General features: G+C 64.4%; 10 protein-coding genes. All 10 read right to left on the bottom strand.

Annotated elements, in window-relative coordinates:
- Positions 1 to 95: 95 nt before the first annotated feature.
- The 10 genes from Pla175_RS19245 to Pla175_RS19195 all read right to left on the bottom strand — a co-directional run bounded on the left by Pla175_RS19245 (position 96) and on the right by Pla175_RS19195 (position 19,974).
- The gene (locus Pla175_RS19245; RefSeq protein WP_145289099.1) at positions 96 to 2,087 is read right to left on the bottom strand and encodes a mucoidy inhibitor MuiA family protein; all 1,992 of its coding nucleotides are present in this window, start codon (positions 2,085 to 2,087) and stop codon (positions 96 to 98) included.
- A gap of 487 nt (positions 2,088 to 2,574) precedes the next feature.
- Positions 2,575 to 3,609, bottom strand: a complete 1,035-nt coding sequence (locus Pla175_RS19240) for a zinc-binding dehydrogenase (RefSeq protein WP_145289096.1) — start codon at positions 3,607 to 3,609, stop codon at positions 2,575 to 2,577.
- Between the two features lie 1,791 nt (positions 3,610 to 5,400).
- On the bottom strand, positions 5,401 to 6,354 hold the full coding sequence (locus Pla175_RS19230; protein WP_145289093.1) for an IS5 family transposase: 954 nt from the start codon (positions 6,352 to 6,354) through the stop codon (positions 5,401 to 5,403).
- Between the two features lie 127 nt (positions 6,355 to 6,481).
- The gene (locus tag Pla175_RS19225; RefSeq protein WP_145289090.1) at positions 6,482 to 8,296 is read right to left on the bottom strand and encodes a DUF7453 family protein; all 1,815 of its coding nucleotides are present in this window, start codon (positions 8,294 to 8,296) and stop codon (positions 6,482 to 6,484) included.
- A 193-nt stretch (positions 8,297 to 8,489) separates the two neighbouring features.
- Entirely contained in the window at positions 8,490 to 9,629 is a 1,140-nt protein-coding gene (locus Pla175_RS19220) for an ISAs1 family transposase (RefSeq protein WP_145289086.1), read from the bottom strand.
- Between the two features lie 1,272 nt (positions 9,630 to 10,901).
- Positions 10,902 to 11,360, bottom strand: coding sequence for a hypothetical protein (locus Pla175_RS19215; protein ID WP_145289083.1), 459 nt, complete (start codon positions 11,358 to 11,360; stop codon positions 10,902 to 10,904).
- A 1,576-nt stretch (positions 11,361 to 12,936) separates the two neighbouring features.
- On the bottom strand, positions 12,937 to 13,971 hold the full coding sequence (locus Pla175_RS19210; protein WP_145289080.1) for a dihydrodipicolinate synthase family protein: 1,035 nt from the start codon (positions 13,969 to 13,971) through the stop codon (positions 12,937 to 12,939).
- Positions 13,972 to 14,025: 54 nt separating this feature from the next.
- Complete coding sequence (locus Pla175_RS19205; RefSeq protein WP_145289077.1) at positions 14,026 to 14,463, bottom strand: hypothetical protein; 438 nt, start codon at positions 14,461 to 14,463, stop codon at positions 14,026 to 14,028.
- 59 nt (positions 14,464 to 14,522) lie between these two features.
- Positions 14,523 to 15,569, bottom strand: a complete 1,047-nt coding sequence (locus Pla175_RS19200) for a DUF1559 domain-containing protein (protein WP_145292176.1) — start codon at positions 15,567 to 15,569, stop codon at positions 14,523 to 14,525.
- Positions 15,570 to 15,636: 67 nt separating this feature from the next.
- Entirely contained in the window at positions 15,637 to 19,974 is a 4,338-nt protein-coding gene (locus Pla175_RS19195; RefSeq protein WP_145289074.1) for a LamG-like jellyroll fold domain-containing protein, read from the bottom strand.
- Between the last annotated feature and the right edge of the window lie 5 nt (positions 19,975 to 19,979).

The following is a 19,979-nucleotide window of genomic DNA, read 5'->3' as shown; positions in this document are numbered from 1 at the left end:
GTTGAGTCCACAACCCGCTCGCCACTCGGCGCCACTCGCTGATGGACGCCGGCATGCCTCGGGTGGCCCCAATGGGCGGCACTCGCCGCGGGCGCCTAGCGTTTGGCGGGCATCCCGACGATCGACAGCTCCTTGTCGTACTCCACACGCAGCGTGTATTCCACCGCGGCGCTGTCGGCGCCGGTTGAGCCGGCCGGGGCTTCGAGGTCCCACCGCAGCAGGCCCAGCTTGCGCTCGGCGGCCTGGTCGGGGTAGTCGGCCAGCTTCTTGCCGGGGTCGACCAGCGTGATCTTGATGTCGTCTTCCGCAACGGTGGGGATGCGGTCGACCAGCCGTACCTGGGCCTCCTCGCCCGCGAAGTTTTCTACCGTGAGCCGGTAGACAAAGTCGACGATCCGGTTCCCCCCCTGGATGGTTTCTTCCTTGCTCACGAGCTCACGACCCGCTCTGAGCGATGCGTCGATCCCCAGCCCCACGGTGAACGACTCTCCCGCGGCCACGGTCGGCACCGCGCCGCGGCCCACGAACTCGTCGCCCAAAAAGGTCGAGGCGGGGCCGGCAAGCAGCACCACGTCGCCCGTGTTGGTGAGCTTGGCTTCTTCGTAGACGTAGCCGGTAAGCACCGGTGTCGCCAGACGGTAGAAGTCCCCCTTGAGCGGCAGCCGGGCGATCTGGATCAGCTGCCGGTCGCTGCGGCTGGGGAGCGAAGTGCGTCCCGCTAGCTTGTAGCTGACGCTCACCCCTTCGGCGGGAGGCTGTGATCCTCGAGAGTCTTTCGATTTCGCGACGATACCCTCGGCGTTGAAGTCTAGGATCTGCGACTCGTTGGCGAAGTAATTGAGGCCGGCGTCGCCGTTGACGCCGAACCCGACTTGAAACGACTGACGACCGGCTGCTTGCCCGTCGCCCCCCATACCGCCGTACGGTTGCCCAGATTGTTGGACAGAGTGGTCAAATGAACCTTGCCGATACGGCATACTTGAGTCCGCGGCGAAGGCGGGCGCCTCAAGCGGTTGCTGCTGCTGCGGCTCCGATGCAGGCGTATGAGCCACCGCGGCGTTGAGCTCGCCCAGCCGGTTGCGAACGTCGGACAGCTTGTCACGGCTCTCGTCGAGCTGCCGCTTGAGGCGGCTGTATTCCTCGGCGCCAACGGCGACCTTTGGGCCGCCGCTCGCGGGGCTGTCTCCCAGGCGGATCGCCAGCGGGTCGAGCTTGGGGGGCTCGGCAACCAGCGACGGCGTGGCGGTCGACAACGTCATCGCCACGTCGGTCCAGTCCTCGCCACTCATCTGCTGCACCTGGGCGTTGTACTCCACGGTCACCTGCTTGCGGTCGGTCCCCGCCCGCAGGTTGTAGGACGGGCTCCAGCCCGCGCCCGCCACCAAGTAACGCAGCCGCAGCGAGGCGCCCGCCTCCTGGGCGTCGACAAAAACCACCGCCTCGCGGACCGTGGTCGCGGAGCCGCTGGTGATGTTCTGGCGTTTGCGGGTCGCTAGGTTGATCTCTTCGTTCAGCCCCCGTTGCGACTTGGCGAGCTCCAACTCTTCGGCCGCTACCTGCTCCCGCCGCGAGAAGATCAGCTCGGTCAGGCTGGTCAGCGTCTCGGCGTTCAGCACGCCGTGCTCCAGCTCGTTCTTGGCGGTGCCTGCCGTAAAGCCCTCGAGGCTGTTCAGGTACTTGGTGCGATCGGCCAGCAGCTTCTGCTCCCGCTCGACCGCCGAGAGCTCGTCCCGCAGCTCCTGGAGCTGCTCGTCGAGCTCGCGGACCTCGGCACGGACGTCCTGCTCAACGGGGCGGGTGCGGTAGCGGACCGAGCGGATCTCCAGGCCCTCGCCAGGCTCGGCGTACAGGCTTTCGGGCAAAATCAACGCCGGCAGGTTGGTCACTACCACCTCCTGCAGCCCCGTCTGGTCGCCCGGCAGCGTCACCGAGCGCGTGACCAGCGCCTGACCCTGGTAGACGGTGACCTCGGTCACATCTCCGTCGGTGAGGCGGTCGGCGTCGACTTTTTCGTCGTCCTGGGCGGTCGCACTATTCGGCGAGTACGCGTAGAGCAGCAGCAGGGTCAGCGTGAGGGGTCGCGTCATCCCAGTAGTCTCCGGAAGTGAATCGATGAGCCGAGTAGGGGGTCGCCCCAGCGTCGGACGCTCCGGGGGTCATGGTAGTTCCCCCGCTGCCTAAGAATCCAGGAGAACAGCAAAGCCAGGCGTTGAGCGGCAGGAGACCTGGTGCTGGGCTCCAGGCGATGCAGTCGGCCAGGGCTTGCCGGTCGCGGTGAGTGGACCAGGGCTGCGAGGAGCTGCTCGATGACACCACGCTCTTGTGGGCGTCGTTTCGGCCACGTGCGCCCAGAACGCGCTGCGCGCGTAGGCGCGTTGGGCCGGCTTAGGGCCCTCCCAGTCGCGCGGGGGCCCTAGTGCGCCCCAGCGGGCGCGTGGGGGCCTGTGGCGAGTGCCTGGGGAGGCCCGTCTCTCCGTCGACGCCAAGCCGCTGGCTAGTTAGCGCCCCAAACGCCGGCAGTTGCCCCGAAGAGGCGCACATCTCGGGCGTGCCGGCTCATCCCCCACCCACTCTCTATCCATTGGGCGTGATCAGCACCTTCCCGTCGGTCATGTTCTGGGCGTAGTGCTCGAGCCCCTCTACGGCGCCATCGAGACCTACGCGGCGCTGAACCTGGGTGCCGATCTGCCCCTCGATGATCAGCTTCTGCGCCCGTCCCGCGGCACGGAGGATCCCCAGGGCGCCCTGCTGCTTCAGCCAGGCCCCCAGGAAGAAACCCCGCAGCTGCTTGTCCTCGAAGATCAGCCCCAGCGGGTCAACACCTCCGCACGCCGTCTCGGAGAGCCCGCCGTAGACGTAGGCCGTCGCTCCACGCGGCATGGCGTTGAGCGCTATGCCCGTCAGGTCCCCTGCTACGGCTTCGAACGCCGCGGTCGCCTTAAGCCGGGCGCACAGGGACGTCAGCTGCGCTGCGAAGTCCGGGTCCGACGAATTGAGTACGTGCTCGGCGCCCTCCTTTCGGAGCAGCTCTACCTGGGCGTCGCGGCGGACCACCGAGATTAGCGGGTAGCCCGCCTCGCGAGCCAAGCGGACCACCATCCGGCCGACCTGGCTCGCCCCGGCGGTCTGCACCGCCGCGGCGTGGCCCTCCTTGCGTGCCGTAGCGAGCAGCCCGACCGCGGTCAGCGGGTTGATGATTAGCGTGGCGCCTTGCTCCAGGGTGAGCCCCTGCTTGAGCGGGATGCACTCCGCGGCGTTGGCCGCCATGTACTGGGCCCAGGCGCCGTCGCGGTCGTCCTGGTTGCCGCACGCCACACGCTTGCCTTGCAGCCACCAGGCGAGCAGGCCCCCGCCGCTGGCGACCACGGTCCCGGCGCCCTCCCAGCCGGGCACGGTTGGCAGCGTCTTGCCGGTCCCGTACTTGCCCTGCAAGAAGAGCAGGTCCGACGGGTTGCAGGGGGAGGCGTCCATCTTCACCAGCACCTGGCCGTGGGCCGGCTTGGGGGTGGCCCGCTGGACCACCTTTAGCGAGCGGACCGCTTCGAGCACGTCCTCGCGGTGGGCTTCCAGCAGGAGGGCCTGCATCTGGTCGGGGATCGGCTGGCTCATGTGCTGCCTTTGGTTGCTCGCGTTGGCGCCACCCCCCGTCGAGACCGACAGGATGACCGGGCCTAACTGTGATTACCCTACCAGAAGGGCGACCCAACGGACCGAACAGCACAGTGTCGGTCCCGCACTCGCGTCAGGTCGCGGGCCGCTGTCCACGAATGCTCTGCCTAGGACGCGCAGGAAGTAGGGCCGACCGTCTGCTCCCACCCAGACCACGACCGCCCACCTCAGGCTAGCGGAGGGCGGCCACGGAACGTGCGTCGTTGCGTCGCATCAAGTTCAGGGGCGGTCCGCCCGCGAGCCAGCGGCACGGCTCTGGCAGGTTGGGCCCTTTGCAGCCGGTCGACGCTATGCGTCTGTGGGCTGGGGTGTGGGCCCCTTGGGACCTGGGATCGCTGCCCTATGTCAGACCTGCGGCCTCAGCGGCTCCGGCCGGTCGTGGGCAACCGCCACCGACGTGACCAGCTGAGTGGTGCCGCCGCGATCAGAGAGCCACATCCTTGGGCGAGCAGAATGGTTCGCATAACTACAGAGGTCTCCAGCACCGCTGCGGCTTCTTGTCGGACGACCCCCGCAGCGGATGGTCCGGCTCGGGCAACGACGCGGGCGGCGGATCTGAGGGAGGTGATGTCCACCGCGGGGACTTCGCCGGAGCCCGAACTCCGCGAGGTTGATTCCACCTCAGCGAATCCCGGGCCGCCGAAATGGCCCTCAGCATGTCGGACCGATGTAGGGTCACTAGACCGCTCAAACTCGGACGATCCGTCTGGCGCTGACCGCACAGTTTTGAGGGGCCGTAACCGCCTCGAACTCAGGCGGGGCGTAAGAACGCCGCTCTGGAGCCCGCGAGGGCTTTAGGGCTTTTCAGACCTTATTGACCGCGAAGTTGGGCCGTCTCGGGACCGCAACCCCTGCTTTGGACGCCGAACGAGGGGTCTAGAGGGTGGCACTCGGTCAATAAGGTACATTATTGAACGCAAATAAGGGTACCGCCCAGATCGGTGCAATTTTTCACGCTAAGCGGCCCAGGAGGGTCACACCTTTGCACTAACCGGAGCCCCGGAAATTGGCATCGGACGACGAGGTCGATGCAGGTTTGGCAGCCGTAATTCGCTTCTCGATCCTCTGCCCGCTACCATTGGGCAAAGCTGCGGCGTGAACACTCAATATAGGAGACTCGAAATTGCCTTTGCAGCCCGCACGAAAACAGTCAGCCTGGAAGATGAGATTCCGCATTTGGCATTTGCTGACGGTGATGGTGTTTGTGGCTCTCTGGGTGCCGATATCTAATTGGCTGCTAGCCCTCGAAGCGATGGACCACCCGACAACTCCGCAAACGACTCTTGACTACGTGGGCTTCTACGTCGGATCGATTGCGATCGTGGGATTCCCATTAGTCGCAGTCGTCGGGTTTTTTAGTCGCCGACTACGGGCGAGACGCACTACCGATGAAAGCGAGTAAAGCAGTGGTACGGAGACTGCGTTGTCGCGAACTTCGACGCTGATTCTGCCATTCCCAACTGACACGGGAGCGTCGATCTTGGAGCCCCAGGAGGGTCACACCTTTGTACTTAGCGACGACCGGATCGGCTTCGTAGAAGCGATAACTGGGAGGCGGATTCGCGCACGAGCTAACCTGCCGAGGTGACGGGCACCGACGCAAGTTCGCTGACGGTCGAAGTCCGCGAAGTTGAGGCAACCGCGAGTCGGTGAGATAGTCCCGTGCAAGGCTATCCAACATCACAGTTGAAGACTGGCCGATACTCTGATGCCGTCTTAGGGCCTTGTTGACTAACCCCATGCGAACAACGGCATGCCAAGGGTGACGAAAACGTTGAGCAGTTTGCAGCGGAGTGCGACCTCGGTCGCCTGATTAGCGAGCGTCCGGTTCTTCAGGCGGTCGCCGAAGTTCGTCTTGAGTCGAAACATGGCGGTTTCACCCAGGCTGCGTCGGTGGTAGCCGATCGATTCTTTCCACGCTTTCTTGCCGTCGCGGCGGATCTGCCGAAGGCACTCGTCGCGTTCCAGCGGCTCGGCCGACGCGTTGCCGTGCTGCTTGATCTTGGCGTTCTTGCGCGGCGGGATCACTTGGTGGATCGACTCCCCTTGGAGGTAGTTACGCACTTTCCACTGGTCGTAGGCGCCGTCGCCGTAAAACGTCTGGACTTCGGCTTCGACTTGCTCCAACAGCGGCTCGACCGCATCGCCGTCGTGGGTGTCGGCGCCCGTCACGACCTGGGCGACGATGGTGTGGGTGGCGGGATCGACGGCGAGGTGCACCTTCCGCCATGTGCGACGCTTGCCGACCCCGTGCTTCTTCACTTTCCACTCCCCCTCGCCGTAGACCTTGAGCCCCGTGCTGTCGACCACCACGTCGATCGGTCCCGTGGTCGCACGCACGTCGATCGAGACCCCCAGCTTGGCCGCTCGCTTCTGCAGCGAGGTGTAGTCGGGGATCGCCACCTCGGCCTGCATCAGTTTCGCGAGAGCCCGCCCGAAGCCTTCCGTCTGCCGGTACGGCAGGCGGAATAGCTCACGGATCATCAGCAGCGTTTCGACCGCCACATCGCTATAGAGGAACGGCCGGCCGACCTTCTTCCGGTCGTTCTCGTGCTCCCAGGCATCGATCACCGCGTCATCAAACCAGAAGGTGATGTCTCCCCGCCTTACCAACGACTCGTTGTAGTCCCGCCAGTTCGTTACCTTGTAGGCGAGCTTCCTCGGCTTGCTAGCAGGCTGCGTCATCGTTCGCTCCGTCGGTCTGAATACAGAAGGGACTCCGTCCGGAACCGATCTACGCAGCGTTTCTAGCGTTTGTTCGACAAGGCCCCGTCTTAGTGCAGTCCTTAGGACCCTAGATGGCCGCGTTTTTTTAAGGCCTCGGCTGCCCTTTTGAGCCACAGCAAGCCACCAACGCGACAAGTGCGACCGATAGCGCGGACGGCTCGGGAATTCGGGTGAGGTCCACGGTGAAGACGCCTTCCGTGCCGTCGGTAAACTCCAGCAGCACGAGTAACGTCCCCGAGCCGTTGAAGTTGTTTGTCAACGACGTGGGCGAGTATTGAATCCGCTCGATCACGCGCGTCTCGATCCCGTTGATGTCCGGCGAAAGAACGCCGAAGGAGTCGCCGTTCCGGAGGATCAAATCGAGCTCCCCGTCGACATAAGCAAACAGCCCAAGCCCCGTGCCGAATGCCCCAGGGTCGGCCCCCGCCCGCAACAGGGCGAGGAACGCCAAGTCCCCTTCCGCGTTCAGTGCCGACGTGCTGAAACCGTCGAACACCGCGCCGTCCGACACGCCGGGAGCGACTTCGCCCTCGCGTGCGATCAGCGCGAAGGGGGAGTCGGCGTCACCCGTTGGCCCGAAAAGCGCTTGGGCGTTAGAACCATCCACCACCGTCGCGCCGAAGCCCCGTCCGGTCCTCAGAGTGGCTTCGAACGCCACCTGACCGGCGTCGTTGAGCTTCGGGTTGAAGACGCTGAACACCGCGCCGTCGCTCACACCGGGCGCGGGGTCGCCCGCGCGGGCCAGCAGCCCTAAATCCGATCCTGCCCCGTCCACCGGGCCGAACAAGGCCCGGTCGTTGAAGCCGTTCTCGTCGAAGAGACTGCCGTCGGTGCGCAACGACGCAACGAACGCGACGTCCGCTGAGGAGTTGATCACCGGGACCCCGAAGTCGTTGTAGACGGCGCCGTCGCCGATCCCCACGGGCTGCTGCCCCTCCCGCGCGACGAGTTGCAGGCCTTGCGGCCCACCCGCCGAGGCGAAGAGCGCCGCGTCCTCGGAGTCACTCACGACCGGCCCGTCACCCGTACGCAAAAAGGCGGCGAACGCAACGCCCCCCGTGGCGTTGAAGGCCGGACTCCGAGACACGAACATGTCGAACTCGGCGGCGTCGCCCGTGCCCGGCGCGAGCGCGTCTTCTCGGGCCAGGAGCGTCGGTGCCGACGACCCGCCCGTCTGCCCGAAGATCGCGTCATTGTTGGTTTCGCCGACCGGCCCCGCACCCGGCGGGTCTCCCCGCCGCAGCTCGGCCGCGAACGCGACCACCCCCGCGGTGGTCAAGCCACGCAAGTTGAAGTCGTCGAACTCCGCCCCGTCGCTCACTCCCGGCGCCGGCTCGTTCTCACGGGCGACTTGGATGAATCCTGAGCCCGTGATCGCCGGTCCAAAAACCGCGTCGTCGTTGGGCGTGCCGACGAAACCGCCCCCCGGCCCGCGTCGGAGCCGGGCCTCGAAGGCGGCCTGACCGACATCGTTCAGCACGATCTCGCCGAGCCGATCGAACTCCGCTGCGTCGCTCACCCCCGGCGCCGGCTGGTCTTCCCGGGCAAGCAAGCCGAGCGCGAATCCGTTGTCGGGCGCCGGCCCAAAGATCGCGCTTCCGTTCTCACTGTTCACCACGACCGCGTTGGGGCCGTCCCCGGTTTGCAGCGCGGCCGCGAACGCGACGTCGCCCCGCTGGTTAAGGACAAGGCCTCCGAAGCGTGCGTACTCCTCCTCGCCGGTGACGCCCGGCGCCGTCTGCCCGGTGATCGCGACCTGTTGAAACCGGAACGCGTTCTGGGCCGTCGCAGGGCCGCCACCGACAGCCAGAACGGCCGTGACAAGAGCCGTCAGCACCGGCCGATGAGCTGCTTGCTGGGGTGTCGTGGTTGAACCCGCGTCGCCAAAGAAGTGCGGCATGAGCGTCACTGACCGAGGATTACCGGGCGATCAAACGCTACGATACTAACACGCCGGACAGTCGGATTGTGGGTGAAACCGTACAAAGGTACAGAATCCGCCACAGCCCCCGCAGAGAAGATGCGAGGCAGCAAGGACTTACGTCCAAAATCGTCCCCCCAGTTTGAGCACCCTGGCACAGGGCCAGCGCCCATTAAGTCGTTTGTAGGGCAAGTACTTGGGCGAGGAAGTCGACGTTCCAGCCGGCGATTCGTTGTTTGCTCTTGAGGCTATGCTTGGACGGATGCTGCTTGAGCAGGCCAATTGCTAGCCGCCTCAGGGCGGCTAGGTTCTCGGCGAGCCGTCGGTCGCGGGAGCGGCTCTCGTCTTCTCGGAACGTGACATCGAGCACCCAGTGCAGCGAGTTCTCAATCGCCCAGTGCCCCCGCACGGCCTCGGCGAACCGCTTCACGCCCGGAGAGAGGCTGCTGAGGTAGTAACGCACCTCGCTGGTTTCCTTACCGTCCCGCTCGGTAATCGACACCACCTGGCCGATCGTCTTGAGCCCCTTCCAACCCGCCGCCAACGGCTTGATCGAGTCGGGGAGCGGCGTCTGGTAGTACTCGCGTCGCTCGACCCGGCCGTGCCCCTTGCCCTGCGTCTGCCTACGCCGGCAGCCGGTCCCCTCCAAGCTACGCTCGTGCAACGCGACAAAGTGCTCGATCACCGCGACGTGCAGCTTCTCGTGGTTCCCCTTGAGCGCCAGCACGTAGTCGCCCTTCTCCTTCATGATCTTCTCGGCGATCTCCTTCTGACACCCCATCGCGTCGATTGTCACCACGGCGTCTTCCAGGTCGATCGCGTCGAGCAGCTCGGGGATCGCCGTGATCTCGTTGGACTTCTCATCGGTCGCCAACTGCCCGAGCGAGAACCCGGCCTCGCTCGCCCACGCACTGACCACATGCAGCGGACCCAGGGCGTTCTTCTTGTCGTGGCTGCGACGCAGCGTCTTGCCGTCGATCGCGATCAGCCGGCCCTCGCCATCCCTCGCAAGGCCTTCGGCGACCCACTGCGCGAAGCACTTAGCGAAGGCGTCGGGCTTCAGCCGCGAGAGGACCCGACGCAAGCAGTCCTTCGACGGCAGACCTGCGGGCAACGCCAGGAACCCACGCAGCCAGTCTTCTCGCTGCTCGGCCCACAGACGAATCGCCGTGGGCCCATCGCATCCAACCAGCACGCCGCACACGGCGATCGCCACCACATCCACCAGCAGGTGCTTGCGGTTCCGCTGGTGACGCGGGTCGGGCAACGACTCCAGGTGCTTCAGCAACGAACTAGGCGACGCGGTCTTCACAAGGGAAACCTCCTCGGGGTGAAAAGCCCAAGGATACGATCGCCAATCAACTCGCGCTAGTTCGCCTCGCTTGCCTCGTTATGCGCGCTGGCCCTGCGAGCACCCAGCCTACCAAGTGTCCGGAATCCGCGTCGGTCAGCTCAACCTCGGCGACTTCCGGGTGGCTCGGCGAGCGGTTCGAGGGCAACTTGCGGGCGACCCTGCCGCACCGCCAAGGTGCAAATGAGGCGTCGTCCTGAGCACCGTAGGGAGTTCCAGAAACGTCCGTTTCTGGCACACGCTATCGTGCCAAGGACGACGCCTCATGTGCAGGTTAGCAGAGCGTTCGCTACGCGCGGTTTCATGCCAGAGCTATCCGGCAATATGTTTTCTTGCCCTGAAGCTGCGTTCCTGGATGAAGAAACACAGAAGAATCAATGGTGCCATAGAGCAAGCTCCAGCAGACCGAAAGTGACGTACCCAGTGGAGTGATGCCAAGCGTTGGTCTGTTGGGACGTCCCAGCATGTGAACCATACTATTGGCATCACTAGCGATAGCGAGATCAGCACGCAAGCGAAGGCATGAAAAGGTTCGATGCGGCCACGACGTGCCCACAACCAATACCCAACAGCAAGTACGAGAAGCCAGGAACTTGCGGAAATCGTTGCCCCTACGTTCTGTCCTTTCCAGGCCACCTCAACTGCACTAATAGCTAGCCAAGATGTCCCACCGAGATACCACCGAACCATTCGCCAGCTCTCCACTGCATTCTACCTGTGCCACTACATGCGATAACCGTCGAGTCTTGGTTCATGGTTTGCATTTCGTCCAGGGCGTTTGTGTCAGAAAGGCTATCGACTCGTCACCGATAAATGTGGCTGCCAGAAGCTTAAGTAACTATAGCAAGAATCGGGGGCTTAGCCGTTCGAAGTCGATTTGCTATCCGCCGTAAGTGCATATAAGGAGTAACCCTCCTGGGCGTCGAAGCGGCACCCAGGAGGGTACGAAACCGCCGCTCGGAAGCCCCTAGCGCGCAAAATCGCACGAATGTGGGCGGTCCCCGCGAAATGCTCCCAAGTCAGGGCGTCTGCCAGGGTGCTCAAACTGGGGGGCAGCTTTTGGGCGTAAGTCTTTGATGCCTTGCATCTTCTCAGCGGTGGCTATGGCGGATTTTGTACCTTTGTACGGTTCCACCCTGTTTCGCGCAGTCCGTAAGTGGCGGAGATGAGCTACACCGCCGCGAACTTAGTGCACTCCGGAAAGTGCTGCGAGGTGCACCCCGATGCGATCCATCAATGGACCTCGACGCCATGAGACTCGAATGCTTGCTGGACCGCTACGGAAATGTCCTGAGGGTCCTTGCCCTGATACTCCCACTGCAACAGCGTCCCGTGTCCGGGCTCAGTGGTCCATATCAGTGCAATCTTGTTTCCGTTTGGATCGTCAAACTCCTTCCTCCCGCCCGTGACGTCACCGCTTACTGAAGCAGTCTCACTAGCAGTAGCGTCAGATGCACTTCCGTCGGCGAAAGTCACACGACCTGCGCCGTCCATGAAGTGACGCAATCTCAGGTTTTCGTAAACATCTTGGCGGACAGCGGCTAGAACACCGGGAGGTGCATCCGTCCGAAGGCTGGTACGACTTAGGATGTTGGCCGTGTATTTACGTGGGGAAGCCAACCAAAGTACCGCAACTACTGCGAATGCAACGAGGGTCATCGCGGCTAGCAAAGTCTTGACGGAATAGCGCATCTACTCCTCCTTCCCGAAAAAAGAGTGAACGACTTTGCAGTTTCGGAGTCCGTTTCTGCACAATCTAGGAGCTATTCGTCGACGATTGCGATATCTTGCGTTTGCGTTCCAGTGACCCTGTCAGCTGGTAAATGGGTGTCTGCTTCCCGTCTACCGCAGTGGCGAGTATCCTTCCGGAACTTGAGGGTGCTAAGCAGATTGCTGCCGTGATATAAGCTTAGCCGCTTCCGCCCCCTTAAGGGTACCGCCCAGATCGGACATGCCACAAAGGGCCGTCCAAGTCACGCGGATGGGGAGGTCCCCTGCCGGTTTTTCCATCTTTGATTACTTATGATAAAATCTGCTATCGAGAGTAGCCTGAGGCTTTGCCACTTCTAACCACTTCCCGGAAAGTTGCATGTTCTGGGGTTCCACGACTTTCGTGGGCTCGGGTGCTGAGCACACACCGAGTACCGTTTCCGGAAACGTCTGGAGCTTCATTAACTGCGTGGAATAGCGTCGATTTGTGCGATACCAATCACCTTCAAATCGCAGTCGGTTGGACCATCCTCGGAGAGTTCCCCTCCGACGCAACTCGCAGCGGTGCAGCTCACCGCCTTCGGAGTGCCGACTGGTCGCCTGAGCTCGACGGCGCCACTCCCCGGGCGGCTACGGACTCGGCCGAACTGCAGGAGGTGTGGTTTCTGGAAGGACACCTCTGCGACTTGGCCCCGACTGCAGCTCGCACGGGTCCGCCCAGCGACTAATGGCTGGCAATGCCACATGCCGACGCGCGTGCCGCTGCGTGGATGCTGTCTTGCCCCCCAGCTCCCTCAAGCAGCCGCCAGACGCAATGCGTCATTGGGCTGCCCAAGGGGCCACTGCTCCGCGTGGCTTATCCCTAAGCCCCCCGAAATCCGCCGCAGCTCCTATCGGACCGGGGGCCCAGCTGAGCCACAATCAGGAACGTCGCCAGCCCCTTCTCCAAGAGCCCTCCAATGCCCGGCTACTGCAACGCGTCAGACGCTTCTTCCTCCCCCACCCCAGCGGGCACGCTAGACTGCTCGCCCGCATGGACGAGGTGCTGCTGCTGATCAACCAGACCGCGGAAGCGACCCGCCAAGAGTGCGACCGGTTCCTGGCGGAGCCTGCGGCGTCTAGATCGGAGTGGGGGGAGACCGCTCTGAAGTCGCTCAATGCCGCGAGACGCGGCGGCTCTGTTAGAGTCGCCCGAACGCCGCAGCGAGTGTGAGGCCATCTTGGGCCGGCCATCCGAGTTTCGGCCAAGTACCACCCGTGAGCATTGGCCGGGTCCCACCGGTGTCCTTTTCCAAGTACCACCAGTGTCCCATACCCCAGACTCCAGAAGAGTAAGGCTTCTGGTGTTGCTGACGCAACGAAGCCTCACTCACAGAAAAAAATCGACGCCCGAAGCCCCTTCCTTGCTGCCGTCGGCGGGCGACCTTGCTGCGGAGCGGGCCACGCTGAGGAGCACGACGATGGGTGAATCCTCCCACCATCAATAGCTCTGTTTGCGGGTGGAAGCCCACTGGCAATGCTCCCATCAACAGCCCCGGGCTCAACCCGCCTGGGGTCGTCAGCGCGCGCGGAGCTCGTCCTGGGCGCGACCCTCGGTTGACGGCAAGTGGCCGTGTGCGCTGCGGGTCTGGGACACCGGGGCGGGTTGCTCCAGGAGCGAAGTCAACTGATCGATCAGCCATCGGCCTTGCGACGGGTCGACGGCCTCGAGCGGCAGGCGGGCGGCGCCGCTGCCGATGCCCCGCTGGGCGAGAACATGCTTGCCGCCCGCGAGTACCCCGACTTTTTTGAAAGCTGCAATGCACCGGTTGGCCCGCTGTGTGGCGGCGACGGCGCCCTCGCTGTCGCCGCTGAAGTAGCGCCGCGCCAAGTCTTGAAACAGCGTCGGCACGATGCTGTAGAAGCTTCCGACGGCGGCTTTGGCGCCGATCGACATCCCCGGCAGCAAGAGCTCATCTCGGCCAAAGAACAGCTCGATGCGGTCCCCCCAAGTCGCTAGGCAGTCGCCAAACTCTTCGAGGTTCTCGTGGGTGTACTTGACGCCCGCGAAGTTCGGGATCCGTTCCACCGCCTTGGCGATGAACTCAGACATCGCCAGCGGGACGCCCGCCATGGACGGGATGTAGTAGTAGTAAAACTTGGTCGCCGGGGCGGCGGCGGCGATGGGCGACAAGAAATTGAGCAGCCCGTTGATTCCCTCCGGCTTGAAGAACGTGGGCGACATGCAGGAGACGGCGTCGGCGCCCGCCCCCTCGGCGTGGGCCGCCATCGCGACCGAGCGGCGTACGCAGTTGTCTCCCACGTGCACGATCATCCGCAGCCCACCGCGGTGCTGTGCCCAAGCGTCGACCAGCCGCAGCCGTTCGGAGGTGGTGAGCGACAGGCTCTCGCCGGTGGTGCCGTTGACGAAGATGTCGCCGATGCCGTTGGCGACCAGGTCTTCTACGTACCGAGGAATCGCGCCGAAATCGATTTCCCCATCACCCTGCATTGGCGTGTAGGTGGCCGGGATCAGCCGAAAAGCCGAGCGGTCGCCACGGGTTTCTGGCGTGTCGGTCCGGTGCAGGCTGCCATTGTTGGGGCGGTCATTCATAACGTGGTCGGCAGGTTTAATTGGGTATCCCCTGTGGAAGTTTAGGCGGCGGGCCTACTTGCTGGAAAGCGAGAAGTCCTGCTTCGCACTGCTGGAGCTCACTGACGCGGTGAGCTCGGACTTGGTGTTGTACTGCTGTGGCAGGTACTGCTCCGCGGGGCCGCCCTCGATTGCGGCGGTGCCGGTTTGCCGGCCCGTCGGCGCCCGGAACGCCCGGATCTCTACGCGGTGCTCGCCGACCGGTACGCCGCCGCGGCTCTCGGCGCGGTACTGGCCGTCTTTAATGGGCCCTCCAGAAACCGGGCCCTCTGTGCCCTCGATCGGCAGGAAGCGGATTTCGCCGTTGGGGATTGGAGCGCCGTCGAGCGTCACGACGCCATCGACGACCACCTTTTGGAGTCCCTCGGGGGGACCGCAGCCGGCGCAGGCCAGTGCCGCAAACAGGGCGAGCTTAGCCCGGAGTGGTTGGCGCCAATGCATACGTGAGTTCATGCTGCTCGTTTAAGTAGGGTGTAACGGAACGGCCCGCTAGTTTCCGAAAGGGGCCTGGCCTAGCGGATGGGCCCGCTGCCGCCGCCGCCGGCTGACGGGGGCAAACGGTTCACGTCGGTGGCGATCCCGTTGGTGATCACCTCACCGTCGGCCCGCGTCGCCCACGCGAACAGCACGTCCTGGTTTGTGTCTTCGCCGACGAACAGCACGCTGCCGTCGCCAAACAGGATGTGGGCGCCGCCGGGGTGGTAGCTCGACAGCCCGTTCTCCCGGTGGTACTCGTCGTGACGGTTGCCGCCGTCGCCGTCGAACGGATCGAGCCCGTCGTCACGGCCGCCGGGGATGGTGCCGGGTCCGTTGATCCCTTCGAACATGTCGGTGATGCCTCGCGTTACCCACGACAGCCCGATCCAGGCCTCCTCCCCCGCCGCGTCGCGGCCGATGCCGCTCACGATCTCGCCGACCATGGCCGTCTTCGAGGTGCCGTCGGTGATCTTCCCGGCGCTCACCTTGCTGTGGTTGAAGAGGACGCCGCGTCCGATGTCGTGGGGTTGGTAGAGCCAGCAGTGGGCTTCAACGCTGTCGCCGATGCCCGCCATATTCGAGAGCCGCCAGTCGTTTCCCGGGGCGCCGCCGTGGTCTTTGCCGGTGCAGCAATCGACCCAGGCGCCCTCGTTCCTTTCACTGGGGCACACAAACGCGGGGACGAGCGTCGTGGAAGCGTTCCAGTTTTCGCCGTCGTAGACATTGATGTCGAAGTTGAAGCGGTCGTAGAGGGTTTGCTCTTCCATGTAGGGCAGGATAAACGCCGCCCACCCAAAGCCCCTCACCCCGGCGACCACTTTGGGGCACGTGGTGGTTGACGATTGCTCGGTAAAGAGCGTCCCCGGCGGGAACTGCCGCTGCGAGCTGTGGTAGTTGTGAAGCGCCACCCCCGCCTGCTTAAAGTTGTTCTGGCAGGCGGTCCTCCGGGCCGCCTCGCGGGCGGACTGCACAGCCGGGAGCAGCATCGCCACCAAGATGCCGATGATGGCGATCACGACCAGCAGTTCTACCAGCGTAAACCCACCGCCGCGTCGCGCCGCATTCTTCTGAAAAACCTGCATCGTGTAATCCCTTATCAAACGGGCCTGGACCGCTGCCTACACAATTTAAATGGGGAAAGACGTTGGGCTACGAGCCGCTACGCATTCTTCTGGTCGCCGTCAGCAGCGCGATGATCGCTCCTAGGGCCAGCGTGCTGGGTTCTGGGACTGGGTTCTGACCCAGCAAGGCGAAGTCGAAGGCGCCGCCGGCAGCGGTCACCTCGGAGCGGAGCAGGATGGCGTCGTAGATGTCGCTGCGCCCGTCCAAGTTCAGGTCGCCCCGCTGGCGCGTGCCCCAGTCGCCGATCGCGATGCCGTTGACCAAGTTCTCTTCCTGCCAGAAGCCGAGGAACGCCGTTACGTCGCCGTTGTTCACCGAGCCGTCGAGGTTGACGTCGCCCGCTTTCAACGGGCCGATGCCGAGCGACGCGATCTGCATCGCGACGAACTCGTTGTCCTGTAGCAGCGAGAAGGAACCCCAGTCTTGGCCGTCGGCGTTCAGGCCGCCGGGGCTGTTGATGCCGCCGGGGGCATCGTCGGCGCCGAGCTGATCGCGGTTGTCGCCCCACAGGAACAAGTCGAGGTTGTCGATGACCCCCGTGTAGAAGTTGCCGTCGCCTGCGCCGTTGCTGCCGACCGACATCGCCGTCGAGTTGGAATCGTAGGCCTGCCCGGGGTCGGTCACCATCACGGCGACGCCGTTCACGTACAGCGCGCCCTGGAACGCCGAGCCCCCTCCCTGCAGGTCGGCCAACCCTCCGAGTTGCATGACGTGGGCCCAACCGCTGCCGTTGAGGGTGCTCGCCACGCCGACGGCCGAATCGCCGCCGCCATCGAACTGAAGCCCCCAGACGCCGGAAGAAGCGATGTAGACCCCTTGCTCCGGCGTATCGATCACGAGGTCCTGTCGGGCGCCGGCGGTAAGCGCTGCGGCGTCGGGTTGGGCCCAGAACTGGATGCCGTGACCGAAGATGCCCTCGTAGTTCAACGGGAACTCGCCGTTGGGGAAGAACGTAGAGTTGTCCCAGAACTGCGACGGGGCGTTCAGGCTCGATGCGGTAGCAAGGCTGCTGCTGCCGTTGAAGCGGGCGCCGTAATCATTGCCGCCGGCGCCCGGTCGGCTGGCGACGCTTGCGTAGGTGGTTCCGGAGACGATCAGGTCCTGAAATCCGCCCGACGGGCCGATCTCGTCTCCGGTTACGTCGTTGCCATTGAACGGGAAACCCATGGGGCTGCCGTTGTTTACCGAGGCCCCAAACAGTGGGTCAGACGTACCGGGGTCGCCGAAGCGGTACTGGCGGTCGTTGGTCGCCGCTCCGACGGCGCTCGCCATCGCGAGCAACAGCGCGGCAGGAGCCGCAACCCTGGCCCGCGTCCCCCGCACCTTGACCAGCAGCGTCAGGGCGCCCACGACCGAGAACAACAGCGCCATGAGTCCGGCGCTGGGCTCGGGGACCGCCGATCCGCCAACGCCGGCCACCGCGGAGGAGCCGACACTAGCCTTCCAAAGGTTGTAGTCGGCGGTGGTGACCGTGGCGCCGCCGGTCCCGTTTCCATTGAGCGCGGCAGAACTGGCGCCCAGGTTGTCGCGGTAGACCGTGTAGTCGGCGGCGTCCACGCTGCCGTCGTTGTTGAAGTCGCCCGGCAGTCCGCCGGTGACGTCGACAAACCGCACCATCATCTCGTTGAACCCGTCGCCGCCGGGGACGTGGTACTCGAACCGAAGCGAGGCGTCCTCGTTGCCCAGGTTGGCGTAGGCGGCGCCGAGCGTACGAATTGTGGGAGAGCCCAGCACGGAGAAGTCGCCGAAGATCCCCTCCGAGAGTTCGCTGCTGGTCGTGCCCAGCTCTGTCCAGCTCGATCCCGGCTGCTGACCAGTCAGGTTCGCGTCGTCTAGGCTCATCCACCCGGCCGGGTTCAGGCTGTTGTTGTCGCTGGTGAGGCGGTAGGCGTCCATCGTTAAGTCGACCCCCGTCTGGTTGATGATCTTGACGATGCCGGTGGCGGTGTTCACTTCCAGCACGTACTCAGGAGGCGCCGGCAACGCCAAAAACTGGCCGGTGCTGAGCACCTCGTCGCTGATGCGGAAGTGGTCCATCAGGCCGTCGAAGCGGCTGCCGGCGGACGTGTTGTAGGCGCCCAGCCGAATGTCGGCCGCCGGGTCGCCGACCGCACCCAGCCCGTTGGCCAGCACTTCTTGCGCAACCTGGTTGTAGTCGAGGTACGTGGTGACGGTGACCTGCGTCGGCGTCACCGGATCGCGGGCGAACGTGATCCCCAGATGGTGCCAGTCGCTGTTGTCGACCAGGCTGCTGATGTCGATCGTGCCGGTGTTTTGGTTCCGGTTCGGGCCGTCGTCGAAGACATACTCGACGAAGCCGTTGTTCTCGCGGATCCACCATTCGGAGCCGCCGGTCTGCCCCATGATGCCGTCGGTGGCCTGGTTGTTGCCGTTCCAGTTCAAGACCGCCTCGAACGTGTAGCTCTTGTCGGCGTCGAGGGTGAAGTAGGGGGTTGGGGTATTGCCGACGCCCCACCAGGGGTTGGCGGGATCGGTGTCGGCGAGGTCGTCACGCAAGATGACGTAGCCAGCCGTGACTTCGTTGTTGAGCACCGTGTGGCTGCCAGGAAACGCCAGCTCTACCGGCGTGTTATCAGAGGCCGCGGCGCTCCAGAAGCCGTGGTAGCGGTTGCCGGAAAGGTCCTGCATCCGCGTGCCGTCGCTGATGGTGCTGCCGGGGGTGAGCCACTGGAAGTCCATATCGACCACGCCGCCAACCGCGGCGTGGGCGGCGCCCGGTGAGAACACCGCCATCATCGCGAACGCCAGTCCACAGACCAAGGCTCGACCCAGCCGGCGGCGACCGACTACCGCGCCAAGGGCGGCGGCGCACAGCAGCAGCGACGAGGGCTCGGGGACCGCGGCGCCGGGCAGCGCGAGGGCCGCGGCGCCCGGGTTGGCGGCAAGGTAGGCGGCGTTCAGCAGCAGGAAGTCTTCTAGTTCGACGGCGCCGTTCTCATCGAGGTCGCCGAGGCCGTACATCTGGGCGCGTCCGGCCAGGGCCGACGTGTCGGCGCCGTAGTTGGCCACGAAGACGTTTAAGAAGTCGTTGTTGTCGATGTCGCCATCGAAGTCGAGGTCGCCGAACGCGAACACGGCGCCGCCGTTGCCGGTGAACCGCGTGTAGAGGGGTTGGGTCGAGCCGTCGTCCATCACCAGCAGCATGTCGATGTCTTCCTGGTAGTACTTGGTCCAGACGTTGCCGAGGTTGGTCGAACGGCCGGCCAAGAAGTCGGCGCCGTTGTTTACCCCGCCGTTCTGTTGAAATTCCAGCTCGCTGAGGTCGGTCCGCTGCGTTGGGTTCGACAGTTTCGTCCAGTTGTTGTCCGGATCGACCTGGTTTGGCCCGGGGCTGCTCGCGTCGTAGTTGTCGGCCACAGACAGCCAGTTGCTCGGGTTGAGCGCGCCGGCGGCAGAGGTCATCGTGTACCCGGCGACGTTCGTGATGGCCGAGACCCCCGCGGGGAGCGTGATCGAGACATTCCCCGTGTCGCGATTGACGATCAGCTCGGGGATGACCAAGTACTGCCCTGCAAGCTGCGTGACGAGGGAGCTCTGGTCGGAAGCGTCGTTGTACAAGTAGACGTCGCCGATCAGGCCGTTGATCCCGTCGGAGGCGTTTGCGGTGACGCCAATCCGGAAGCGGTCGTGGTCGATGGCGGTATTGTCCGTGGGCGTTCCGGTGTTGGCCACCGAGCCGGTTTGAGTCGTCACGTTCAGTCTGGCGGTGCTGTTGGCGCCGTCCCATACGAGGTTGGCGACGAAGAACTCGCCAGAATTCACGGGGGCCGACACCACGGTCTCACCGCGGACCACGCCTTCCAGGGACGAGGTGGCGTAGTTGTACCGCAGGCCGAACCCGTTGATGGCGCCGGCGTTGCGGAGGTCGACGAAGTGCCCCAGCCCGCTGCCGCCCGTCGACGCCCGCCCAACCAGCACTGTTTGGAGCGTGTTGGAATCGAAGGCGCCGTTCACGCCGTCCATCCGAGCGCCGGTGTCGGCCTCGAACCCGAGCAGGTTGTCGTTGCCGTCGAAGTTCAGGATGCCCCCGGCCGGGTGGTATGCGTAGCTGGACTTTGCGCTGTCACCGATCTGTTGGACGTCAAGGAAGCCGTCGATGGCCACCCCGTCCCACCCCGGCGTGGGAGACGCTGCGTCGGTGATCCAGCCGACCGGGTCGCCGAACGCGGTGACCGGTATGGTTCCTCCGGCGTTCTCACCGCCGTCCTGGAAGAGCGTCGAGGTGACGTTCGGATCGAAATGGGCGATGAGGTCTGCGCTCGCGGTCTTGTTCCACGACGAGAAGAGCCCGATCGCGACGAGCGTTGCAAGACCGACACGAAGATGAGATGGATAGATGAGCATCACTC

It is taken from the genome of Pirellulimonas nuda (genome assembly GCF_007750855.1).
In the GTDB taxonomy this organism is placed as follows: domain Bacteria; phylum Planctomycetota; class Planctomycetia; order Pirellulales; family Lacipirellulaceae; genus Pirellulimonas; species Pirellulimonas nuda.
Note: the sequence above shows the minus strand (reverse complement) of the source record. Positions and strands in the feature narration are given on the sequence as shown.

Bases quoted from the DNA above. Each gene is read 5' to 3' on its own strand.
- Pla175_RS19195 (WP_145289074.1), bottom strand. From the start codon at position 19,974: ATGCTCATCTATCCATCTCATCTTCGTGTCGGTCTTGCAACGCTCGTC.
- Pla175_RS19210 (WP_145289080.1), bottom strand. From the start codon at position 13,971: ATGAATGACCGCCCCAACAATGGCAGCCTGCACCGGACCGACACGCCA.
- Pla175_RS19205 (WP_145289077.1), bottom strand. From the start codon at position 14,463: ATGAACTCACGTATGCATTGGCGCCAACCACTCCGGGCTAAGCTCGCC.
- Pla175_RS19230 (WP_145289093.1), bottom strand. From the start codon at position 6,354: ATGACGCAGCCTGCTAGCAAGCCGAGGAAGCTCGCCTACAAGGTAACG.
- Pla175_RS19215 (WP_145289083.1), bottom strand. From the start codon at position 11,360: ATGCGCTATTCCGTCAAGACTTTGCTAGCCGCGATGACCCTCGTTGCA.
- Pla175_RS19225 (WP_145289090.1), bottom strand. From the start codon at position 8,296: ATGCCGCACTTCTTTGGCGACGCGGGTTCAACCACGACACCCCAGCAA.
- Pla175_RS19245 (WP_145289099.1), bottom strand. From the start codon at position 2,087: ATGACGCGACCCCTCACGCTGACCCTGCTGCTGCTCTACGCGTACTCG.
- Pla175_RS19200 (WP_145292176.1), bottom strand. From the start codon at position 15,569: ATGCAGGTTTTTCAGAAGAATGCGGCGCGACGCGGCGGTGGGTTTACG.
- Pla175_RS19240 (WP_145289096.1), bottom strand. From the start codon at position 3,609: ATGAGCCAGCCGATCCCCGACCAGATGCAGGCCCTCCTGCTGGAAGCC.